This is a genomic window from Microbacterium sp. CFH 31415 (assembly GCF_022538185.1).
Lineage (GTDB): Bacteria > Actinomycetota > Actinomycetes > Actinomycetales > Microbacteriaceae > Microbacterium.
Window position 1 is genome coordinate 268,335 of record NZ_JAKYXC010000002.1, and the last position, 19,088, is coordinate 287,422.

Below are 19,088 nucleotides of genomic sequence, written 5' to 3' on the forward strand. Positions count from 1 at the left end.
TTTCTCCGGGTTTTCGGGGGCGAATGCCGTGGCCAGCCTACGCGGGCTGCAGGCCGATGGCGACATCAGTGGGGCGGACAGGGGCAGGCAGCTGGGTTTCGCCCATCAGGTAGGAGTCAACGCTCGCGGCGGCTGCACGGCCCTCCGCGATGGCCCAGACGATGAGGGACTGGCCGCGGCCGGCGTCGCCCGCGACGAACACTCCGGGCGCCGTCGTCTGGTAGTCGTTCTCGCGGTGCACGTTGCCGCGGCCGGTGAACTGGGCGCCGAGCTGCTCCTCGAGCAGGGCGCGCTCCGGACCGGTGAAGCCCATCGCGATGAGCACCAGATCCGCCGGGATCTCGCGCTCGGAGCCGCTCTTGGGCACACGGCGGCCGTCGACGAACTCGGTCTCGGCAACGCGCAGCGCACGCACCTCGCCGCCGTCGTTGCCGAGGAACTCGACCGTGGAGGCGAGGTACGAACGCTCGCCGCCCTCCTCGTGCGCCGACGACACCTCGAAGAGGGTCGGCGCCATGGGCCACGGCTGGTGGTCGGGACGCTCGCCCGGAGGACGCCGGCCGATCGCCAGGTTCGTGACGCTCAGCGCGCCCTGACGGTGGGCGGTGCCGATGCAGTCCGCGCCGGTGTCACCGCCGCCGATGACCACGACGTGCTTGCCCTCGGCGGAGATCTGGTTGGCGATCGCATCGCCCGCCACGACCTTGTTCGACTCGATGAGGTACTCCATGGCGAAGTGCACGCCGGCGAGATCACGGCCCGGGATGGCCAGTTCGCGCGGGATCGTCGCGCCCGTCGCGATGACGACGGCGTCGTAACGCGCGCGAAGGTCATTCCACGCGATGTCCTTGCCGATCTCGACGCCCGCCCGGAAGCGCGTGCCCTCGTCCCGCATCTGGCGAAGCCGCGACTCGAGGTGCTTCTTCTCCATCTTGAAGTCCGGGATGCCATACCGCAGCAGCCCTCCGATGCGGTCGTCACGCTCGAACACGGCCACGGTGTGGCCCGCGCGCGTGAGCTGCTGGGCGGCGGCCAGGCCGGCCGGACCGGAGCCCACGACGGCGACCGTCTTGCCGGTGAGGCGTCCCGGCGGCTCGGGCTCCACCCAGCCGTGCGCGAACGCCTCGTCGATGATCGAGACCTCGATCTGCTTGATCGTCACGGCCGGCTGGTTGATGCCCAGCACGCACGAGCTCTCGCACGGCGCCGGACACAGCCGGCCCGTGAACTCCGGGAAGTTGTTGGTCGCGTGCAGGCGTTCGATCGCCGAGCGGCCCTCCCCCCGCCACGTGAGGTCGTTCCACTCGGGGATGAGGTTGCCCAGCGGGCATCCCTTGTGGCAGAACGGGACGCCGCAGTCCATGCAACGACCGGCCTGCCGACGCAGGACGGCGGTGTCGCCCGGCTCATAGACCTCTTTCCAGTCCATGATGCGCACCGGCACGGGACGCCGCGGCGGCAGCTCCCGCTCGGTGACCTTCAGAAAGCCCTTCGGGTCAGCCACCCGTCACCTCCAGGATGCGGTTCCAGACGACATCGCCGTCGGGGTCCAGCCCCTCGGCGACGGCCGTCTGACGCGTCTCGAGCACCGCGGCGTAATCGCGCGGAAGGACGCGGACGAAGTTGTCGAGCTCGTTGTCGAAGTCGGCAAGCAGGGCCGCCGCGAGCGTCGATTCGGTCTCTGCGACGTGCTGCTCGAGCAGGTCGCGCAGGATCTCGGCGTCACCGGCGCCCAGCTCGCCGAGTACGAGCTCGCCGGTCGCGAGCGCCTCGCGGTTCACCAGCTTGCGGTCGAGCCGGTACACGTAGGCGGTGCCGCCGGACATGCCGGCGCCGAGGTTGCGCCCCGTCGCACCCAGGATGACGGCGAGGCCGCCCGTCATGTACTCGAGCGCGTGATCGCCCACGCCCTCGACCACGGCGGTCGCGCCGGAGTTGCGGACGAAGAACCGCTCCCCCACGACTCCACGCAGGAACAGCGTGCCCTGCGTCGCACCGTAGCCGATCACGTTCCCGGCGATGACGTTCTGGGACGCGTCGAAGGTGGCGCCCCGCGGAGGCCGCACCACGATCTGTCCGCCCGAGAGACCCTTCCCGACGTAGTCGTTCGAGTCGCCCTCGAGCCGCAGGGTGATGCCGGCGGGCATGAACGCTCCGAACGACTGCCCGGCCGAGCCGGTCAGGTTGACGACGATGCTTCCCGACGGCAGCCCGTTCTCGCCGCGCGCCCGGGTCACGTGGTGACCCAGCAGCGTGCCGACGGCGCGCTCGGTGTTGCGGATCGGGAGGTCGATCGTCAGCTCGCCGCCGTTCTCGATGACGTCGTGGGCGAGTTCGATGAGCGGCACGTCGAAGTGGTCTTCGATCTCGTGCAGCTGAGCCGTCGTGTTGCGGCGCGGCTCGTCATCGGCGAACGCGGGGCCTTCGAGCACGGGCGACAGGTCGAGGCCGCTCGCCTTCCAGTGCTCGACGGCTCCGTCGATGTCGAGCAGCTCGCTGTGGCCGATCGCCTCGTCGAGCGAACGGAAGCCCAGCTCGGCGAGGTACTCGCGCACCTCTTCGGCGATGAACTCCATGAAGTTGACGACGAACTCCGGCTTGCCGGTGAAGCGCTCGCGCAGCACCGGGTTCTGCGTGGCGACCCCGACGGGGCAGGTGTCGAGGTGGCAGACGCGCATCATGATGCAGCCCGACACCACGAGCGGCGCCGTCGCGAACCCGAACTCCTCGGCGCCGAGCAGCGCTCCGATGATCACATCGCGGCCGGTCTTGAGCTGCCCGTCGACCTGCACGACGACACGGTCGCGCATGCCGTTGAGCATGAGGGTCTGCTGCGTCTCGGCGAGTCCGAGCTCCCACGGTGTTCCCGCGTGCTTGAGCGAGTTGAGCGGACTGGCGCCCGTACCGCCGTCGTGGCCGGAGACGAGGATGACGTCGGCCAGGGCCTTCGCCGTGCCCGCCGCGACCGCGCCGATGCCCGACTGGCTCACGAGCTTCACGTGCACCCGCGCGCCTGGGTTGGCCCGCTTGAGGTCGAAGATGAGCTGCTTGAGGTCTTCGATCGAGTAGATGTCGTGGTGGGGCGGCGGCGAGATCAGTCCCACGCCGGCCGTCGCGTGACGCGTGCGCGCCACCCACGGGTACACCTTGGTGGGCGGCAGCTGGCCTCCCTCCCCCGGCTTGGCGCCCTGAGCGAGCTTGATCTGGATGTCGTCGGCCTCCGTGAGGTAGAGGCTCGTCACGCCGAACCGGCCCGAGGCGACCTGCTTGATCGCACTGCGGCGCTCCGGGTCGAGCAGGCGATCGACGTCTTCGCCGCCCTCGCCCGTGTTGGACTTGGCACCGAGACGGTTCATCGCGATCGCGAGCGTCTCGTGCGCCTCACGGGAGATCGACCCGTAGCTCATCGCTCCGGTCGAGAACCGCTTCACGATCGACGACACCGGCTCGACCTCGTCGATCGGCACGGGCGAGCGGCCGGCCGTCTTGAGCTTGAACAGTCCGCGGAGGGTCTTGAGCTCGTTGGCCTGGTCGTCGACGAGCTTCGTGTACTCGCGGAAGATGTCGTAGCGGCGGGTCCGCGTCGCATGCTGCAGCCGGAAGACCGTGTCGGGGTTGAAGAGGTGCGGCGAGCCGTCGCGCCGCCACTGGTACTCGCCGCCGGTCCACAGCCGCTCGTGCGCGCGCACCGCGGCGTCCTCCGGGTACGCGTACGCGTGACGCGCCGAGTTCTCGGACGCGATCACGTCGAGCCCGACGCCGCCGAGCTTCGTCTCGGTGCCGGTGAAGTACCTGTCGACGAACTCCTGCGAGAGGCCCACGGCCTCGAACACCTGTGCGCCCGCGTACGAGGACACGGTCGAGATGCCCATCTTCGACATGATCTTCAGCACGCCCTTGCCGAGCGCGTAGATGAGGTTGCGGACCGCCTTCTCGGGGGTGATCCCCGTGATGTACCCGGCTCGGACGAGATACTCGACCGTCTCCATCGCGAGGTACGGATTGACGGCGGATGCGCCATACCCGATGAGCGTCGCCACGTGGTGCACTTCCCGCACATCGCCTGCCTCGACCACGAGGCCGCACTTCATGCGGGTCTGGTTGCGGATGAGGTGGTGGTGCACGGCGGCGAGCATCAGCAGCGACGGGATGGGTGCGAGGTCTTTGTTGGAGTCGCGGTCCGACAGCACGATGAACTCGGCGCCGTCCTCGATCGCCTGGTCGACCTCTTGGCACATCTGCGCGAGGCGCTTCTGCATGCCCTTGTGTCCGGCCTCGACGCGGTAGAGACCGCGGATCGTGACCGACGTGCGGCCCGGGAGGGCGGTGTCGATGTGCTGGATCTTCGCGAGCTCGTCGTTGTCGATGACCGGGAAGTCGAGCGTCACGACGCGCGTGTGGCCCGGCCCCCACTCCAGGAGGTTCCGCTCCGGGCCCAGGCCCAGCGACAGCGACGTCACGACCTCTTCGCGGATGGAGTCGAGCGGCGGGTTGGTGACCTGCGCGAACTGCTGCGTGAAGTAGTCGAAGAGCAGACGCGGTCGCTCGCTGAGCACGGCCACCGGGGTGTCGCTTCCCATTGCGCCGAGCGGCTCGGCGCCGGTCTGGCCCATCGGGGTCAGGAGGATCCTGACCTCCTCCTCGGTGTAGCCGAAGGTGCGCTGGCGGCGCGTGATGGAGGCGATGGGGTGCACGATGTGCTCGCGCTCGGGAAGCTCGGCCAGGCGCACCCGACCCGAGTCGAGCCACTCCTGCCAGGGCTCGAGCTCGGCGAGCTGACGCTTGATCTCGTCGTCTTCGACGATGCGCCCCTGCACGGTGTCGACCAGGAACATGCGTCCCGGGCGCAGACGCCCGCGGCGCTTGATGCGCTCGGGGGCGATGTCGAGCACGCCCGTCTCGCTGCCGATCACGACGAGGCCGTCGGTGGTCTCGGTCCACCGACCGGGGCGCAGTCCGTTGCGGTCGAGGGTCGCACCGACCAGCGTGCCGTCGGTGAAGATCAGCGCGGCCGGACCGTCCCAGGGCTCCATCTGCATCGAGTGGTACTCGTAGAACGAGCGCAGCTTTGGGTCGATGTCGGCCTGCTTCTCGTAGGCCTCCGGCACCATCATCATGATCGCGTGGGGCAGGCTGCGACCCGTCAGTGTCAGGAGCTCGAGCACCTCGTCGAACGACGCCGAGTCGCTCGCGCCGTCCGTGCAGATCGGCAGGAGGGGATCGATGTCGCCGAGCAGCTCGGACTCGAGCTGGGACTGGCGCGCGCGCATCCAGTTGCGGTTGCCGTTGACCGTGTTGATCTCGCCGTTGTGGGCGAGCATGCGCAGCGGCTGCGCGAGCGGCCACGACGGGAACGTGTTGGTCGAGTAGCGCGAGTGCACGACGGCGAGCTCCGAGGCGAAGCGCTCGTCCTGCAGGTCGGGGTAGAACGGCTCGAGCTGAAGCGTGGTGACCATGCCTTTGTAGCCGAGCGTGCGCGCCGAGAGCGACACGAAGTAGGCGTCGAGCTCGGTGCGTGCGCGCTTGCGCAGACGGAACGTGCGCCGGTCGAGCGCGATGCCCGACAATGCCGGCGCGTCACCGACGGCCGGACGTGAGACGAACAGCTGCTCGAACACGGGGCGCGCCGCGAACGCGAGCTTGCCGAGGTTCTCGTCGACCGTGGGCACCTCCCGCCAGCCGAGGACGGTGAGATTCTCGGATGCCGCGATCCGCTCGATCCCCGTCTTCTGGGCGGCGCGCGCCTCGTCGTCACGGGGCAGGAACACCATGCCCGCCGCGTACTCCCCCACCGGAGGCAGCTCGAAGTCGACGACCGCGCGCAGGAAGGCGTCGGGCATCTGCGTGAGGATGCCCGCGCCGTCGCCGGTGCCGGCATCGGAGCCGATCGCACCGCGGTGCTCGAGGTTGCGCAACGCCGTCAGCGCGAGGTCGATGATGTCGTGCCCGGCCTCGCCGCGCAGCGTGGCGACCATCGCCAGCCCGCAGGCGTCCTTCTCGAAGGCGGGGTTGTACATGCCCTGCTTGCCGGGGAAGCCGGCCGTGCCGCTGTTCTGGGTGCTCGTCTCGGAGGAGACGACGCGACGGGGGCTCGAAGCCATACCTACCGTCCTCACGTTGATGCTTCAAGATGGGACGACGTCGGCCCTGTGCTAGTCGAACTGCACGTGCTAGCTGTTCAGCATGCGTTGTTTCGTGGCGGGGGTGCTTGTGGCGGTGCCTTCGACAGACTCGGACGTCGGGGGTTCGCTGACGTCGACGAAGTCGTCGGTGTCCTGCGATTGTACAGCCTGTCCGGCAGTCCACTCGCGTCCGGACACATAGGGCGACGGCTCGTAGCCGGGGTGACGGCGCTTCTGCACGAAGAAGATCACCAGACCGAGGATCACGCCGAGGATCGCTGCCCACACGTTGGTGCGCACTCCCAGGAAGATGTCGCTCGGATCGATGCGGATCGACTCCCACACGATGCGCCCGCCGCTGTACCAGATGAGGTACAGGCCGAACAGGCGACCCCACTGCAGTCGGAACTTGCGGCCGGCCCATAGCAGCACCACCACGCCGAGCACGTTCCACACGACCTCGTAGAGGAACGTGGGGTGGAACAGCGTGCCCTCGGGGAGCCCGACCGGCCACGCCGGGTTCGGGTACGCGATCTCGAGGCCCCACGGCAGGTCGGTGGGCAGGCCGAAGAGCTCCTGGTTGAACCAGTTGCCGAAGCGGCCCATCGCCTGCGCGAGCAGGAGTCCGGGTGCAAGGGCGTCGGCGAAGGCCCAGAACCGGATGCCCGTCCAGCGGCAGCCCAGCCACGCGCCGACGGCGCCGCCGATCAGGGCACCGTAGATCGCGATGCCGCCCTCCCAGATGTACAGCGCGGACAGCGGGTTCCTGCCCTCTCCGAAGTAGAAGTCGAAGTGGGTGAGCACGTGGTAGATGCGCGCGCCGATGATCGCGAGCGGCACCGCCAGCAGCGCGATGTCGATGACGACCCACGGCTCGGCGCCCCGCTTGGTGAGGCGGTGGTTCGTCATGAAGACGGCGACGATGATGCCCGCGATGATGCACAGCGCGTAGAAGTGGATCGTGAGCGGGCCGAGCTGGAACGAGCTGACGGAAGGGCTCGGGATGCTGGCGACGACGCCCTGGGCGAGGCTCGGTGCGGCGTTGATCATGGGAGCGGGAATCCTTGCTGTGGGGAGGTCGGCGGCGGGCCGACGTCAGAAGTCTAGTTCGCGGTGCGGATCGTGCCCGCTGCAAGTGCGCGAGCGGCCTCGCCGAGGCCCTCCAGCCCGCCGTCGCGCAGGGCGCGCACGAGGGCGGTGCCGACGATCGCGCCGTCGGCATAGCCCAGTACGCCGGCAACCTGCGCCGCATTCGAGATGCCGATGCCGACGCAGGCGTGCTCGGCTCCACGTTCGCGGAGACGACCGACCAGCGTGCGGGCCGCGGCATCCAGTTCCGCCCGCTCCCCCGTGATGCCCATCGTCGACACCGTGTACACGAAGCCGGTCGAGTTCTCCACGATCAGGTCGAGGCGCTCATCGGTGGAGGTGGGCGCGGCGAGGAAGACGCGGTCGAGACCGGTGCGCTCGCTCGCGGCGATCCACTCGCTCGCCGCTTCGGGCGTGATGTCGGGCGTGATGAGCCCCGCCCCGCCTGCTGCGCGCAGCTCATCGGCGTAGCGGTCGACGCCGTACTGCAGCACCGGGTTCCAGTACGTCATGACGAGCACCGGAACATCGACGCGGCGCGTGATCTCGGCGACGGCGGTGAACGTGTCGCGCAGGCGGAAGCCGCCGGCGAGGGCCGCCTGGGTCGCTTCCTGGATGACGGTGCCGTCCATCACGGGATCGGAGTAGGGCGGGCCCAGCTCGAGGATGTCGGCCCCGTTCTCGGCCAGGGTGACTGCGGCGTCGATGCTCGTCTGCAGGTCGGGGAAGCCGAGCGGGAGGTAGCCGATGAACGCTCCGCGCCCGTCGGCGTGGGCTGCGTCGATCGCGGCGGCGACGCGCGAGGTCACAGCTTCTCCCCCTCGCCCTTTGCGGCCTCGTCGTGCGGAGCTGCCGCCGCGGTCGCGGCATCCGCTCCCTCGTCGTACAGCTCGAAGTAGCGCGCCGCGGTGTCCATGTCTTTGTCGCCGCGGCCGGACAGGCAGACGGCGAGGATCGCGTCGGGTCCGAGCTCGCGCCCGATCCGCAGCGCGCCGGCGAGAGCGTGGGCGGACTCGATGGCCGGGATGATGCCCTCCGTCTGCGAGAGGAGACGCAGCGCCTGCATGGCCTCGTCATCGGTGGCGGGGATGTACTCGGCGCGGCCGATGGAGGCGAGCCACGCGTGCTCGGGGCCGACGCCCGGGTAGTCGAGCCCCGCAGAGATCGAGTGGGACTCGATGGTCTGGCCGTCGTCGTCCTGCAGCACGAAGGTCTTGGCGCCGTGCAGCACGCCGGGGCGACCCCGCTCGATCGAGGCGGCGTGGCGCGGAGTGTCGACGCCGTCGCCCGCCGCTTCCACGCCGTAGAGCTTCACACCCTCGTCGTCGAGGAAGGCGTCGAACATGCCGATGGCGTTCGAGCCGCCGCCGACGCACGCGAGGACGGCGTCGGGAAGGCGCCCGGCCTCGTCGAGGAGCTGCGCGCGCGCCTCTTCGCTGATGACCTTCTGGAAATCACGGACCATGGCTGGGAACGGATGCGGGCCGGCCGCCGTGCCGAAGATGTAGTTCGTCGTCTCGACGGTGGCGACCCAGTCGCGGTACGCGTCGTTGATCGCGTCTTTGAGGGTGCGGGACCCGGTCGTGACCGGGACGACCTCGGCTCCGAGCAGGCGCATGCGGGCGACGTTGAGCGCCTGGCGCTCGGTGTCGACCTCGCCCATGTAGATGGTGCACTCGAGGCCGAACAGCGCGGCCGCCGTCGCCGTCGCCACACCGTGCTGACCGGCGCCCGTCTCGGCGATGACGCGCGTCTTGCCGAGGCGGCGGGTCAGCAGTGCCTGGCCGAGCACGTTGTTGATCTTGTGCGAGCCGGTGTGGTTGAGGTCTTCGCGCTTGAGGAACACGCGCGCACCGCCGGCGTGCTCGGCGAACCGCGGCACCTCCGTGATCGGCGACGGACGCCCGGCGTACGTGTTCAGCAGCCGCACGAACTCCGCCTGGAAGGCAGGATCGGCTTTGGCCGCCTCGTACTCGGCAGTGAGCTCGTCGATCGCCGCGATGAGCGACTCGGGCATGTACCGGCCGCCGAAGTCACCGAAGAAGGGTCCGGATGCCTCGCGAAGACTCATGCGCCGGCCTCCAGGAACGCCTTCAGGGTGGTGATGGGGTCGCTCGTGACGAGCGCCTCGCCGACGAGCACCACGTCGGCCCCCGCCGCACGGTAGTGCGCGACGTCGGCCGGTGCGAGCACGGCCGACTCCGCGACCTTCACCGCCCCGGCGGGGATGCGGTCGGCCAGGCGGCCGAAGAGATCGCGGTCGAGCTCGAACGTCGACAGGTCGCGGGCGTTGACGCCGATGACGCGCGCACCGACGTCGGCGGCGCGGTCGACTTCGTCGGCAGCGTGGGCTTCGACGAGCGGCGTCATGCCGAGCTCGAGCGTGAGCGCGTGGAGCCGGGCGAGGACGTCCTGCTCGAGCGCGGCGACGATGAGCAGCACGAGGTCGGCGCCCGACGCGCGGGCCTCCAGCACCTGGTACTCGGTGGCGATGAAGTCCTTGCGCAGCACGGGCAGCTCGACCGCACCCTTGACCGCCTCGAGGTCGGCGAGGCTGCCCTTGAACCGTCGCCCCTCAGTCAGCACCGAGATCGCGGACGCGCCGCCCTGCTGGTAGAGCTGTGCCTGATGAGCGGGGTCGGGAATGGCGGCGAGGTCGCCGCGGGACGGGCTCGCGCGCTTGACCTCCGCGATGATCTTCACGCGGTCGGCGGGGGCGAGGGCGGCCAGAGCATCGCGCGCCGACGGCTGCGCGAGCGCTGCCGCCTCGACCGCGGCAATGGGCCGCGCCGAGGCACGCGCCTCGGCATCCTCCACCGCGCCGGCCGTCAGGTCGGCCAGCACGTCAGTGCTCTTTCGCGGTGTACTTCGGGCCGTTGACGCCGTAGCCGGCCTTGGCCATGATCCAGCCGACGATGAGGCCGACGACCAGAAGCGCAGCCGACGCCCACACGAGCACGGGCATGTCGAACCAGTAGAAGAGCGTGCCGAGGGTGACCGCCACGAGCATGATCACTACGGCCGTCCAGGCGGCGGGCGAGTGTCCGTGGCCGGGGTCGCCGATGTGGTTGCTCATGGATCTCCTCCAGTTAGGCGCGGGATGACGTCAGTCTAGCGGTCAGGCGGTCGGATCCTCGCCACGTGACAGGTTGGGGGTTCGTGACTAATCGACATAGATACGGGTCGTTGATGCTGCCTCCGTCACGAAGCTAAGCCATGAGCTTGACGTCGGGTACTCACTGTGCACGTTGATGTCTGGGAAGCCTCGCCCTCCGATTGCGCATACAGGATCGGAGGAATTACAGATAGTCACGACTCGGGACAACAGCGCGACGGGTATGTCCACGGGGGTGATCAGGTCGGTACTGCTGATGTTGCTCGCCTGGAACTCCCGAACATCCGGATAAATCGATCCGGCAAGCCAGTTGCTGAACTTAGCGGCGGGAACACCGACGACTTGGGCGTTCGCGACGCCCCACGTATCCGACGTTGCCGTGCCCATATTGAGCTCGGCCCCGAGCTGCGATCGTTGCGGGTCTGCGATGAGGAGGACGGAGGCTAGGTTGTTGACGGGCAGCCTTCCCGTCTTCTGCATATACGCAATGGTTGAATGGATCACCCACGCACCCTGTGAGTATCCGACAAGAACAATCCTCTCGCCGGAGCTCCCGCACCGCTCGATCTCGGTCTTGATCGCCGACATCAGCTCGACAGCGCCGTACCACGCCCCGCTCGTGTATGTCAGGAGCCCGGGAGCATCCGAGGCAGAGAGCGGTACTGCGTACGCGGGGTACTCCAGGCCCAGAGTCCGACTCGAGACCGGTGTTCCGACCATCTTGGCGAGTTCCGTGACGAAGGCGTCGTAGAACCGGTTCACCATATTTCCCATGCGGCGGTTGGTCGTCGTCGCTTCCTCTCCAGAGCCACGCACACCGATGACGAGCAGATCTCTGCATGACGAGGCCGGGTAGTAGACGGGCTGCGGTGCCGGCGGCGGCTCGACCCAGCCGACCCACGGGAAGACGTCGACGCCTGGCCCCGCCGCGCGCGGCCGACCGTCGACACCGTTGCCAGGAGGCTGCCCGTCGCCCCAGTCGACATCTGAGGCATCGAGGTACGTAAGGCTGGTCGAGAAGATCCCGTACTCGCAATCGCGAACAATGCCGTGGAAGTAGCTGGCGCTGTCAGCTCCACTGACTTCCAAGCATGTCTGTCCCACCCGCGTGATCGAGGAGGAGTTCAGTGCCAGCGCAGAAGTCTTCGACATCGAGATGCCGGTACTTGCGAAGCGAACGTCGAGCGCAGTCCCCCGAAGTGCTCCGCCAGCCTGAACGGTGATGCCGCCCCAGTTGCCGGCCTGCGGGGTGGTGTCATCCGCGTCACCATTGGTGTCACCACCCACGGTGTCGTCATAAAGCGACGTCAGAATCGCCGGATTCCCCACCGTCCCCTCCACCACAAGCGAACCACTCACGCTGAGGAACGACTTGTCTGCGTAGTAGTCGTATCTGACCGCGTTGGCGGGGGCGAATTTGAGCAGCGCACCCGCGGGCACTGTGAGCGTGACGCCAGCGGCTACGGTGAGCCCGTAATAGTTGCTGCCGCGGAAGTTGCCGTCGGCGATCACGAGCTGCGGTCCGCTCGTGGGGATGGTCCAGTCCTCGACCAGCGTTCCCCGAACGGCGAGCACGTTCATCTTGTTTCCGGTGACGATGTTGCCGACGAGATTCGACGGCCGCAGTCCACGGGAAGCGATCTCGATCGGATAGCCCGACGAGTTTCCACTCACCGTGTTCCCGGTGACCACCAACGGCACAGCCCCGGCCGAGGTGTTGTCATCGGTCACCGACAGACCACCACCACTGATCGCGTTCCCCGTGATCTCGATCTTCCGACCTGCATACGTCGAACCCGACGAACGACTCGTACTGACACTGCCATCGATCTGCGAATCCCGAACCATGAACAACGCACCATCCCCGGTGACTCCACTACCGGAATACCGAACCCGCGCATGCGTCACAGACACCGACCCACTCGACCCGCTCTCCAACGTGATGCCGCCCCAGTTGCCGGCCTGCGGGGTGGTGTCATCCGCGTCACCATTGGTGTCACCACCCACGGTGTCGTCATAAAGCGACGTCAGAATCGCCGGATTCCCCACCGTCCCCTCCACCACAAGCGAACCACTCACGTACAGGTCGGCGCCGGCGCCCGGAGCGAACTTCACGACGGCGCCGCCAGGAATGGTGAGCGTCTGCCCCTGCGGAACGCGAAGGGCTCCTGAAACGACGTAGATCGCCTCATCCGCCGGCAGCAGCGTCATATCCTCGGCGATCGGCCCACCGAGAGGAATGGTCACCCGACCCGTCGCCGCCACCGTGAGTCCCGAGGAGGTGCGCGTTGTAGTCGTGTATCCGATTCGTGCACCCGTCACGCTCACCGAGAGTTCGGTGCCCGCGTCCGAGGGGGCGACGACATGCGAACTCTCGGTCTCTCCCGGGATCGCGGCGCCGTCGCGCTTCCACTGGTAGCTCAGCGTCGCTGTGGGCGACCACGTCCCAGGACTCGCCATCAGCGTCTGACCGACAGCTGCAGTACCGGTGATCGTCGGCGTCGGCGCCGCCGTGAACGGCACCGTCGGGATGGTCTTGCTGGCGCTCGTCCTGCTGGTTGTTGTGTATCCCGTCCTGGAGCCGGTCGCGGTGACGGTGAGGGTCGAGCCGCCGTCGTCCGCGATGACTACGTATGTCTTCGCAGTGGCGCCGGTGATGGCCGTGCCATTCCGCTGCCACTGATAGGTGAAAGTTGCCGTCGGCGACCACGTGCCGGGATTCGCGGTGAGCGTCTGGCCTACCGCAGCCGTGCCCGTGATCGTCGGCGCGGGCGCCGTTGTGAACGCGATCGTCGGGATTGTCTTCGCCGCACTCGTCTTCGTCGTCGTCGTGTAGCCGGCACGCTTGCCGGTCACCGTAATTGTCAGGCTCGTGCCACGGTCGGACGCCGCCACGAGATACGTCTTCGCGATCGCGCCGCTGATAGCTGTTCCATTGCGCTTCCATTGGTAGGTCAGGGTCGCCGCCGGCGACCACGTCCCGGGATTCGCGGTGAGCGTCCGGCTTACAGCAGCTGTCCCCGAGATCGTCGGCGTCGGTGCCGTCGTGAAAGCGGTCGTCGGGATGGTCGTTGCGGCGCTCGTCTTTGAGGTCGTCGTGTAGCCGGCACGCTTTCCGGTCACCGTGACCGTGATCTTCGTTCCGCGGTCGGCGGCGACCACGCCGTAGGTCTTCGTGGTTGCACCCGCGAGGGCGGTGCCGTTGCGCTTCCACTGATAGGTCAAGGTCGCCGTCGGCGACCACGTCCCCGGCGTCGCGGTCAGCGTCTGTCCCACGGCAGCCGTGCCCGAGATCGTCGGTGCCGGAGCCGTCGTGAATGCGATCGTCGGGATCGCCTTCGCTGCACTCGTCTTAGAAGTCGTCGTGTAGCCCGCACGCTTCCCCGTCACCGTGACCGTGATCTTCGTTCCGCGGTCGGCTGCAGTCACCAGATAGGTCTTAGCAGTCGCTCCGCTGATCGCCGTGGCGTTGCGCTTCCACTGGTAGCTCAAGGTCGCCGTCGGCAACCACGTCCCAGAATTCGCCGTCAACTTGGACCCCGCTGCCGCCGTCCCCGAGATCGTCGGCGTCGGTGCCGTCTTGAACGCCGTGGCGGCGTGGACTGGACCCGCTGTCCCCAGCGCGAGCACGATTACGACGACGACAGTGAGGAAAGTGCGACCAACGGCCCCGCCAGTACGAGACGCCCGACCGACCGACATCGACGCAGGTTGACGCACCGCAAGCACCGTATAGACCCCCAGGGACGAGTGCGGCAGCAGCCCCTTGTGGGCTTCCCCAAACCGCACATCTCATCTCGTGCCCGGAGACGCTTCTGGGCGCGTGGCGCCACACTAGCGACGAAATGGACCGGCGTGCAACATCCGCGCCACAGCAGTGTTGACGACGTATCAGGCGGTCGGATCCTCGCCACGTGACAGGTCGTCCCACGAGTCGATCGCGTCGTGCGGGCGCGATCCTGGGGGTCCTGCGGTGGTTGAGGCTTCGTCGGTGCGGTAGCGGCGGCCGCTGCTCCGCCACCGGTGCGCGGTGGCCAGCGTGAACACTCCGGCGGCGATCAGCAGGATCCAGACCACGAGCGTCACGATCGGCCAGGCCGTCGACGTGATCGAGTCGAGCAGCCCCGCGACGGCGGACTCCCCCGTGATTCCGGTCGCCTCGGTGACGGTCGAGGAGACGGCTGAGACCGGATGCGTGAGCGCGACCTGAGCGGTCGCCCACGTCAGCAGGACGGCGATGCCGACGGTGAGCGCCCCGAACGCGTAGCGCAGGACGGATCCGACGATCGACAGCGCACCGCCGAGGGCGAGCACCGCGAGGCTGAGCGGGGCGAGGACGGGGATGGCCGAGGCGCCGGGAACCTCGAGCGTGCGGCCTGCGCTGTCGCCGAGGACCACGACCAGCCACGTCTGCGTCGACGAGATGACGCCGATCGCGCCGCACAGGAGGATCGCCACGACGGCGGCGAGGCGGGCGCGACGGGTCACCCCTTCACTGTAACCGGGAGACGCTGGCGCGGCGGAGCCGCTCATCGTGCGGGAAGGCAGCACGTCGCGCCGCCGTTGGCGGTGAGGACGCGACGGCCGGCGACGTCGGCCCAGAAGCCCCAGTAGTCCGCCCCGGAGCTGCGCGCCGTGTAGTCGCCGAAACGCATGCCCTCGACGGACACCGGGATGCCGGCACGCCGGATCACGAGGTGGACGTGGTCGAAGTTGGCGCCGCCCCCGCACGGGACCGTGCGGCCGACGTCGCCGAGGTACGTCCCGGCTTTCACCTGCGTGCCGACCAGCTGATCCTGGTAGTTCACGAGGTGGTAGTACGTCGACTGCCACCCGCCGGCGTGGTTGATCCCGAGGTACGAGCCGGAGCCGCACTGCACCCGGTACACGGTGCCGTCGGCGATTGCGAGCACCCGGCGGTCGCCGCCCGCCCGCGGTCCGAAGTCGATCGACCCTCGGGCTCCGGCGGTGCCGCCGGAGTTCGCATGCGGCCCGCCCGCCGCCCAGCTCTGGCCGGCCGCGTACGGCAGCCGCCACTTGGGCGCGGTGGCGCTCGACATGCTCGACCAGGAGATCTGGCCCGCCGCAGTGCGCAGCATGAGGTCTCCGTCGTTCTGCACGACAAGCTCGCTTGCGAGAGTGCCGGCAGTGCTCCACTCCCAGATCAGGCGACCGTCGACGCTGTAGAGCATCGCGTTGCCATCGGAGCGCAGCCGCAGCCCGCGTGGCGCCGCGTCGGTGGTGCCCGACGACCAGAGCACAGTCGACCCGCGCGACACCGAGAAGGATCCGGTCGCCGAGACGCACAGCGAGACCGTGCGGTCGGGCGACGGGAGACAGGTGCCTGCCCGCACCTCCGTCGACGCGGTGAGGCGTGACCCGGTCGCCGTCGCAAGATCCGTTCCGACGATGCTGAGGCGCGTGGCCGTCGTCGTGGAGACGACGCCCGTGCCGCCGACGACGACGACCTTCGCCGGCTTCAGCCGGATCAGCTCGCGGGCGACGGGGAGCGGTATCGAGGAGGTCGTCGTGAGCAGCAGCGGGGCACCGCGCGCCGCGGCTGCGGCGGACAGCGCGTCGGGGAAATCCATTCCGTTCGCGACGTAGGCGACGGGCACGCCTGGGGCGAAGGCGGATGCGCTGATGTCGGCCGACGTGGCGAAGCGGTCCGCGCCCGATCGACGCGTCGGGGTGATGCCCGTAGCCGTGCGGATCTGCGTGGCGACGGCAGCCGACACGGCGCCGGCGCCGCCGACGATGACGATCGATGCCGGCTTGAGCCGAACGAGCTCGTCGCGCACCGAGGTCGGCAGCACACCGGACTGGGTCAGAAGGATCGGACCGCGCTGCCCACCGGCGACCGAACCGGCCGACAGTGCGTCGGGGAACGCCTCCCCGCTGCCCACGTACGCGATCGACGCACCGCTAGGGAAGGTCTTCGCACTGATGGCCGCGGAGGTCGCATACCGGTCGATACCCTGCAGGCGCGTCACCTTGCCCGTCGTCAGGCGCGCGAGCGCTGCGGCCACGGCGGGCGAGACCGCCCCTTCGCCGCCGAGAACGATGATCTCGGCCGGACGCAGGCGGGTGAGCTCGGTGGCGATCACGGGCGGCAGCCAGTCCGGGTGGGTCAGCAGCACGGGCGAGGAGCGCGTGCCCGCTGCCGCCGCGCCCGACAGGGCGTCGGGGAAGCTGTTGCCCGCGGCGACGTAGGCCGCGGCGACCCCGGGTGCGAAGGTCGCGGCGCTGATGCGCGCCGACGTCGCGTCGCGGTCGTCACCGGCCACGCGCTCGACGCCGGGGACGGCGGCGACGGCTTTGCCGGGGAAGACGAGTGTCGCGGCGACCACGAGGGTGCCCAGGAGGAGGACCGTCACGCGCCGCCAGAGCCTCATCGGGTGCCGCGCTCCGGTCCGGCGACGGGCGCCAGGTCGTCGGCATCGAAGCAGGTGCGGGTTCCGGTGTGGCACGCGGGTCCGACCTGGTCCACCTCGAGCAGGATCGCATCCCCGTCGCAGTCCAGGCGCGCACCCCTCACGAGCTGGATGTTGCCCGAGGTGTCGCCCTTGCGCCAGTACTCCCGACGGGAACGGGACCAGAAGGTCACCCGCCCCTCGGTGAGGGTGCGACGCAGGGCCTCGGCATCCATCCATCCGAGCATCAGCACCTCGCGGGAGTCCCACTGCTGCACGATCGCCGCCACCAGTCCGTCGGCGTTGAACGCCACCCGGTCGATGCGGTCCTGCACGGTCTCGGTCATGAGGGCACCCCTCGCACGTCGCGCACGGCGATCCCGTCGGCGGCCATCGCCGCCTTCACGTCACCGACGGTCAGCTGACCGGAGTGGAAGACGGATGCCGCGAGCACCGCGTCTGCGCCGGCTTCGATCGCCGGGCCGAAGTGCGTCGCCTCGCCGGCACCGCCGGAGGCGATCACCGGAACGCTCGAGACCTCGCGCATGAGCGCGACGAGCTCGAGGTCGAACCCCTCCCGCGTGCCGTCGGCGTCGATCGAGTTCACGAGCAGCTCGCCGGCGCCGCGCTCGATCGCCTCACGCGCCCAGTCCAGGGCATCGAGGCTGGTCTCGGTGCGGCCGCCGTGCGTCGTCACCACGAAGCCGGACTCGGTCGCGGTCGATCGCTTGACATCGAGCGACAGCACGAGCACCTGCGCGCCGAAGCGGTCCGCGATCTCATCGAGCAGCTGAGGTCGCGCGATCGCCGCCGAGTTGACGCCGATCTTGTCTGCTCCGACGGAGAGGAGGCGGGCGACGTCCTCAGCCGAGCGCACTCCCCCGCCAACGGTCAGCGGGATGAACACCTCCTCGGCTGTGCGACGCACGACGTCGTACGTCGTCGACCGCTCGTCGACCGTCGCCGTGACGTCGAGGAAGGTGAGTTCGTCGGCGCCCTGCCGGAAGTACTCGCGTGCGAGCTCGACGGGGTCGCCCATGTCACGGAGGTTCTCGAAGTTCACGCCCTTGACGACGCGCCCGCCCGCGACGTCGAGACACGGGATGACGCGGCAGACGAGGCTCATCACAGCCTCGCGTTGTGGATCGCGGTGACGAGGATCGCGCGCGCGCCGAGGGCGTACAGCGCGTCCATGACCTGGTTCGCGCTGTTCCGCGGCGTCATGACGCGCACGGCCACCCACTCGGGGTCGCGCAGCGGCGAGATCGTGGGCGACTCGATGCCGGGCGCGAGTGCGACGGCCTCGTCGATCAGTGCGACGGGCAGGTCGTAGTCGATCAGCACATACCGACGCGCGACCATCACCCCGCGCAGCCGACGCAGGAGGGTCGCGGTGCCCTCGGCCTCGTCGGGCGCGCCGATGAGGACGGCCTCGGACTCGAGGATGACGGGGCCGAAGATCTCCAGGCCCGCCTGGCGAAGCGTCGTCCCGGTGGAAACGACGTCGGCGACGGCATCCGCCACCCCCAGCCGCACGGCCGATTCGACCGCGCCGTCCAGCGGAACAAGGTCGACGGCGACGCCGTGATCGTCGAGGAAGCCGTCGACCAGACCCGGGTACGCGGTGGCCACCCGCATGCCGTGAAGGTCGCCGACGTCGGAGAAGCGACCCGGAGGACCCGCGAAGCGGAACGTGGAGTCGCCGAAACCGAGCGCCTCGATCTCGCGGGCGCCCGGCATGCGGGCGTCGAGCAGCAGGTCACGGCCGGTGATGCCGACGTCGAGCGCGCCCGAGCCGACGTAGGTCGCGATGTCCTTCGGGCGCAGGTAGAAGAACTCGACCTCGTTGCGGGGGTCGATGACATGGAGGTCTTTGGGATCGCGTCGGCCCGTGTAGCCCGCCTCGGCGAGCATCTCGGAGGCGGTCTCGGCGAGCGAGCCCTTGTTCGGCACGGCGATTCGCAGCATGGCAGCGGAGCTTTCGGTTCGAGGGCGGAAGGAGGGCGCGCGCTCAGAGATGTCGGTAGACGTCTTCGAGGCTCAGCCCCTTCGCGAGCATCAGCACCTGCAGGTGATACAGCAGCTGCGAGATCTCCTCGGCCGCGGCATCCGCCGACTCGTACTCGGCGGCCATCCAGACCTCGGCCGCCTCTTCGACGATCTTCTTGCCGATCGCGTGCACGCCCGCGTCGAGCTGCGCGACGGTCCCCGATCCTTCGGGGCGCTCGGCCGCCTTGGCGGCGAGCTCGTCGAACAGCGCATCGAACGTCTTCACCATGCCAGGTTAGCGAACGCGCGGGATGCCTCGGCTCCGCGTGACGCGCGGAGGCATCGGGCAGCGCACCGACG

Annotated in this window: 14 protein-coding genes; all 14 read right to left on the reverse strand. The window is 69.0% G+C overall.

Annotation, left to right across the window (positions count from 1 at the left end):
- Positions 1 to 37: 37 nt before the first annotated feature.
- The 14 genes from MK786_RS02220 to MK786_RS02285 all read right to left on the reverse strand — a co-directional run bounded on the left by MK786_RS02220 (position 38) and on the right by MK786_RS02285 (position 19,014).
- Complete coding sequence (locus MK786_RS02220) at positions 38 to 1,504, reverse strand: glutamate synthase subunit beta (protein ID WP_241110618.1); 1,467 nt, start codon at positions 1,502 to 1,504, stop codon at positions 38 to 40.
- The gene (gene gltB / locus MK786_RS02225) at positions 1,497 to 6,101 is read right to left on the reverse strand and encodes a glutamate synthase large subunit (RefSeq protein ID WP_241110619.1); all 4,605 of its coding nucleotides are present in this window, start codon (positions 6,099 to 6,101) and stop codon (positions 1,497 to 1,499) included. Before gltB ends, MK786_RS02220 begins: the two co-directional genes overlap by 8 nt.
- Positions 6,102 to 6,170: 69 nt before the next feature.
- Positions 6,171 to 7,172, reverse strand: a complete 1,002-nt coding sequence (lgt, locus tag MK786_RS02230) for a prolipoprotein diacylglyceryl transferase (protein WP_241110620.1) — start codon at positions 7,170 to 7,172, stop codon at positions 6,171 to 6,173.
- A 53-nt stretch (positions 7,173 to 7,225) separates the two neighbouring features.
- Positions 7,226 to 8,020: a tryptophan synthase subunit alpha gene (gene trpA, locus MK786_RS02235; protein WP_241110621.1), complete on the reverse strand. Its 795-nt coding sequence runs from the start codon at positions 8,018 to 8,020 to the stop codon at positions 7,226 to 7,228.
- Positions 8,017 to 9,282: a tryptophan synthase subunit beta gene (trpB, locus tag MK786_RS02240; RefSeq protein ID WP_241110622.1), complete on the reverse strand. Its 1,266-nt coding sequence runs from the start codon at positions 9,280 to 9,282 to the stop codon at positions 8,017 to 8,019. Before trpB ends, trpA begins: the two co-directional genes overlap by 4 nt.
- Entirely contained in the window at positions 9,279 to 10,055 is a 777-nt protein-coding gene (gene trpC / locus MK786_RS02245; protein ID WP_241110623.1) for an indole-3-glycerol phosphate synthase TrpC, read from the reverse strand. Before trpC ends, trpB begins: the two co-directional genes overlap by 4 nt.
- Before the next feature lies 1 nt (position 10,056).
- A complete protein-coding gene (locus MK786_RS02250; protein WP_241110624.1) occupies positions 10,057 to 10,287 on the reverse strand; it encodes a DUF6704 family protein in 231 nt (76 codons plus the stop codon).
- A gap of 87 nt (positions 10,288 to 10,374) precedes the next feature.
- On the reverse strand, positions 10,375 to 13,818 hold the full coding sequence (locus tag MK786_RS02255) for a cutinase family protein (RefSeq protein WP_241110625.1): 3,444 nt from the start codon (positions 13,816 to 13,818) through the stop codon (positions 10,375 to 10,377).
- Positions 13,819 to 14,217: 399 nt separating this feature from the next.
- Positions 14,218 to 14,814 (reverse strand): Trp biosynthesis-associated membrane protein, encoded by a 597-nt coding sequence (locus tag MK786_RS02260; RefSeq protein WP_241110626.1) that lies wholly within the window; start codon positions 14,812 to 14,814, stop codon positions 14,218 to 14,220.
- Between the two features lie 41 nt (positions 14,815 to 14,855).
- Positions 14,856 to 16,703, reverse strand: a complete 1,848-nt coding sequence (locus MK786_RS02265; protein ID WP_241110627.1) for a cell wall-binding repeat-containing protein — start codon at positions 16,701 to 16,703, stop codon at positions 14,856 to 14,858.
- 14 nt (positions 16,704 to 16,717) lie between these two features.
- The gene (hisI, locus tag MK786_RS02270) at positions 16,718 to 17,086 is read right to left on the reverse strand and encodes a phosphoribosyl-AMP cyclohydrolase (RefSeq protein ID WP_241110628.1); all 369 of its coding nucleotides are present in this window, start codon (positions 17,084 to 17,086) and stop codon (positions 16,718 to 16,720) included.
- Complete coding sequence (hisF, locus tag MK786_RS02275) at positions 17,083 to 17,865, reverse strand: imidazole glycerol phosphate synthase subunit HisF (RefSeq protein ID WP_241110629.1); 783 nt, start codon at positions 17,863 to 17,865, stop codon at positions 17,083 to 17,085. The genes hisI and hisF overlap by 4 nt, the downstream gene beginning before the upstream one ends.
- Positions 17,865 to 18,707 carry an ATP phosphoribosyltransferase gene (gene hisG / locus MK786_RS02280; RefSeq protein WP_241110630.1) on the reverse strand — a complete coding sequence of 281 codons (843 nt, stop codon included), beginning with the start codon at positions 18,705 to 18,707 and terminating at the stop codon, positions 17,865 to 17,867. The genes hisF and hisG overlap by 1 nt, the downstream gene beginning before the upstream one ends.
- Before the next feature lie 43 nt (positions 18,708 to 18,750).
- Positions 18,751 to 19,014: a phosphoribosyl-ATP diphosphatase gene (locus MK786_RS02285; protein WP_241110631.1), complete on the reverse strand. Its 264-nt coding sequence runs from the start codon at positions 19,012 to 19,014 to the stop codon at positions 18,751 to 18,753.
- Between the last annotated feature and the right edge of the window lie 74 nt (positions 19,015 to 19,088).

Excerpts from the sequence above, each read along its gene's own strand:
- hisI (WP_241110628.1), bottom strand. The coding sequence starts at position 17,086 with ATGACCGAGACCGTGCAGGACCGCATCGACCGGGTGGCGTTCAACGCC.
- lgt (WP_241110620.1), bottom strand. The coding sequence starts at position 7,172 with ATGATCAACGCCGCACCGAGCCTCGCCCAGGGCGTCGTCGCCAGCATC.
- gltB (WP_241110619.1), bottom strand. The coding sequence starts at position 6,101 with ATGGCTTCGAGCCCCCGTCGCGTCGTCTCCTCCGAGACGAGCACCCAG.
- MK786_RS02250 (WP_241110624.1), bottom strand. The coding sequence starts at position 10,287 with ATGAGCAACCACATCGGCGACCCCGGCCACGGACACTCGCCCGCCGCC.
- hisF (WP_241110629.1), bottom strand. The coding sequence starts at position 17,865 with ATGAGCCTCGTCTGCCGCGTCATCCCGTGTCTCGACGTCGCGGGCGGG.
- trpB (WP_241110622.1), bottom strand. The coding sequence starts at position 9,282 with ATGAGTCTTCGCGAGGCATCCGGACCCTTCTTCGGTGACTTCGGCGGC.
- hisG (WP_241110630.1), bottom strand. The coding sequence starts at position 18,707 with ATGCTGCGAATCGCCGTGCCGAACAAGGGCTCGCTCGCCGAGACCGCC.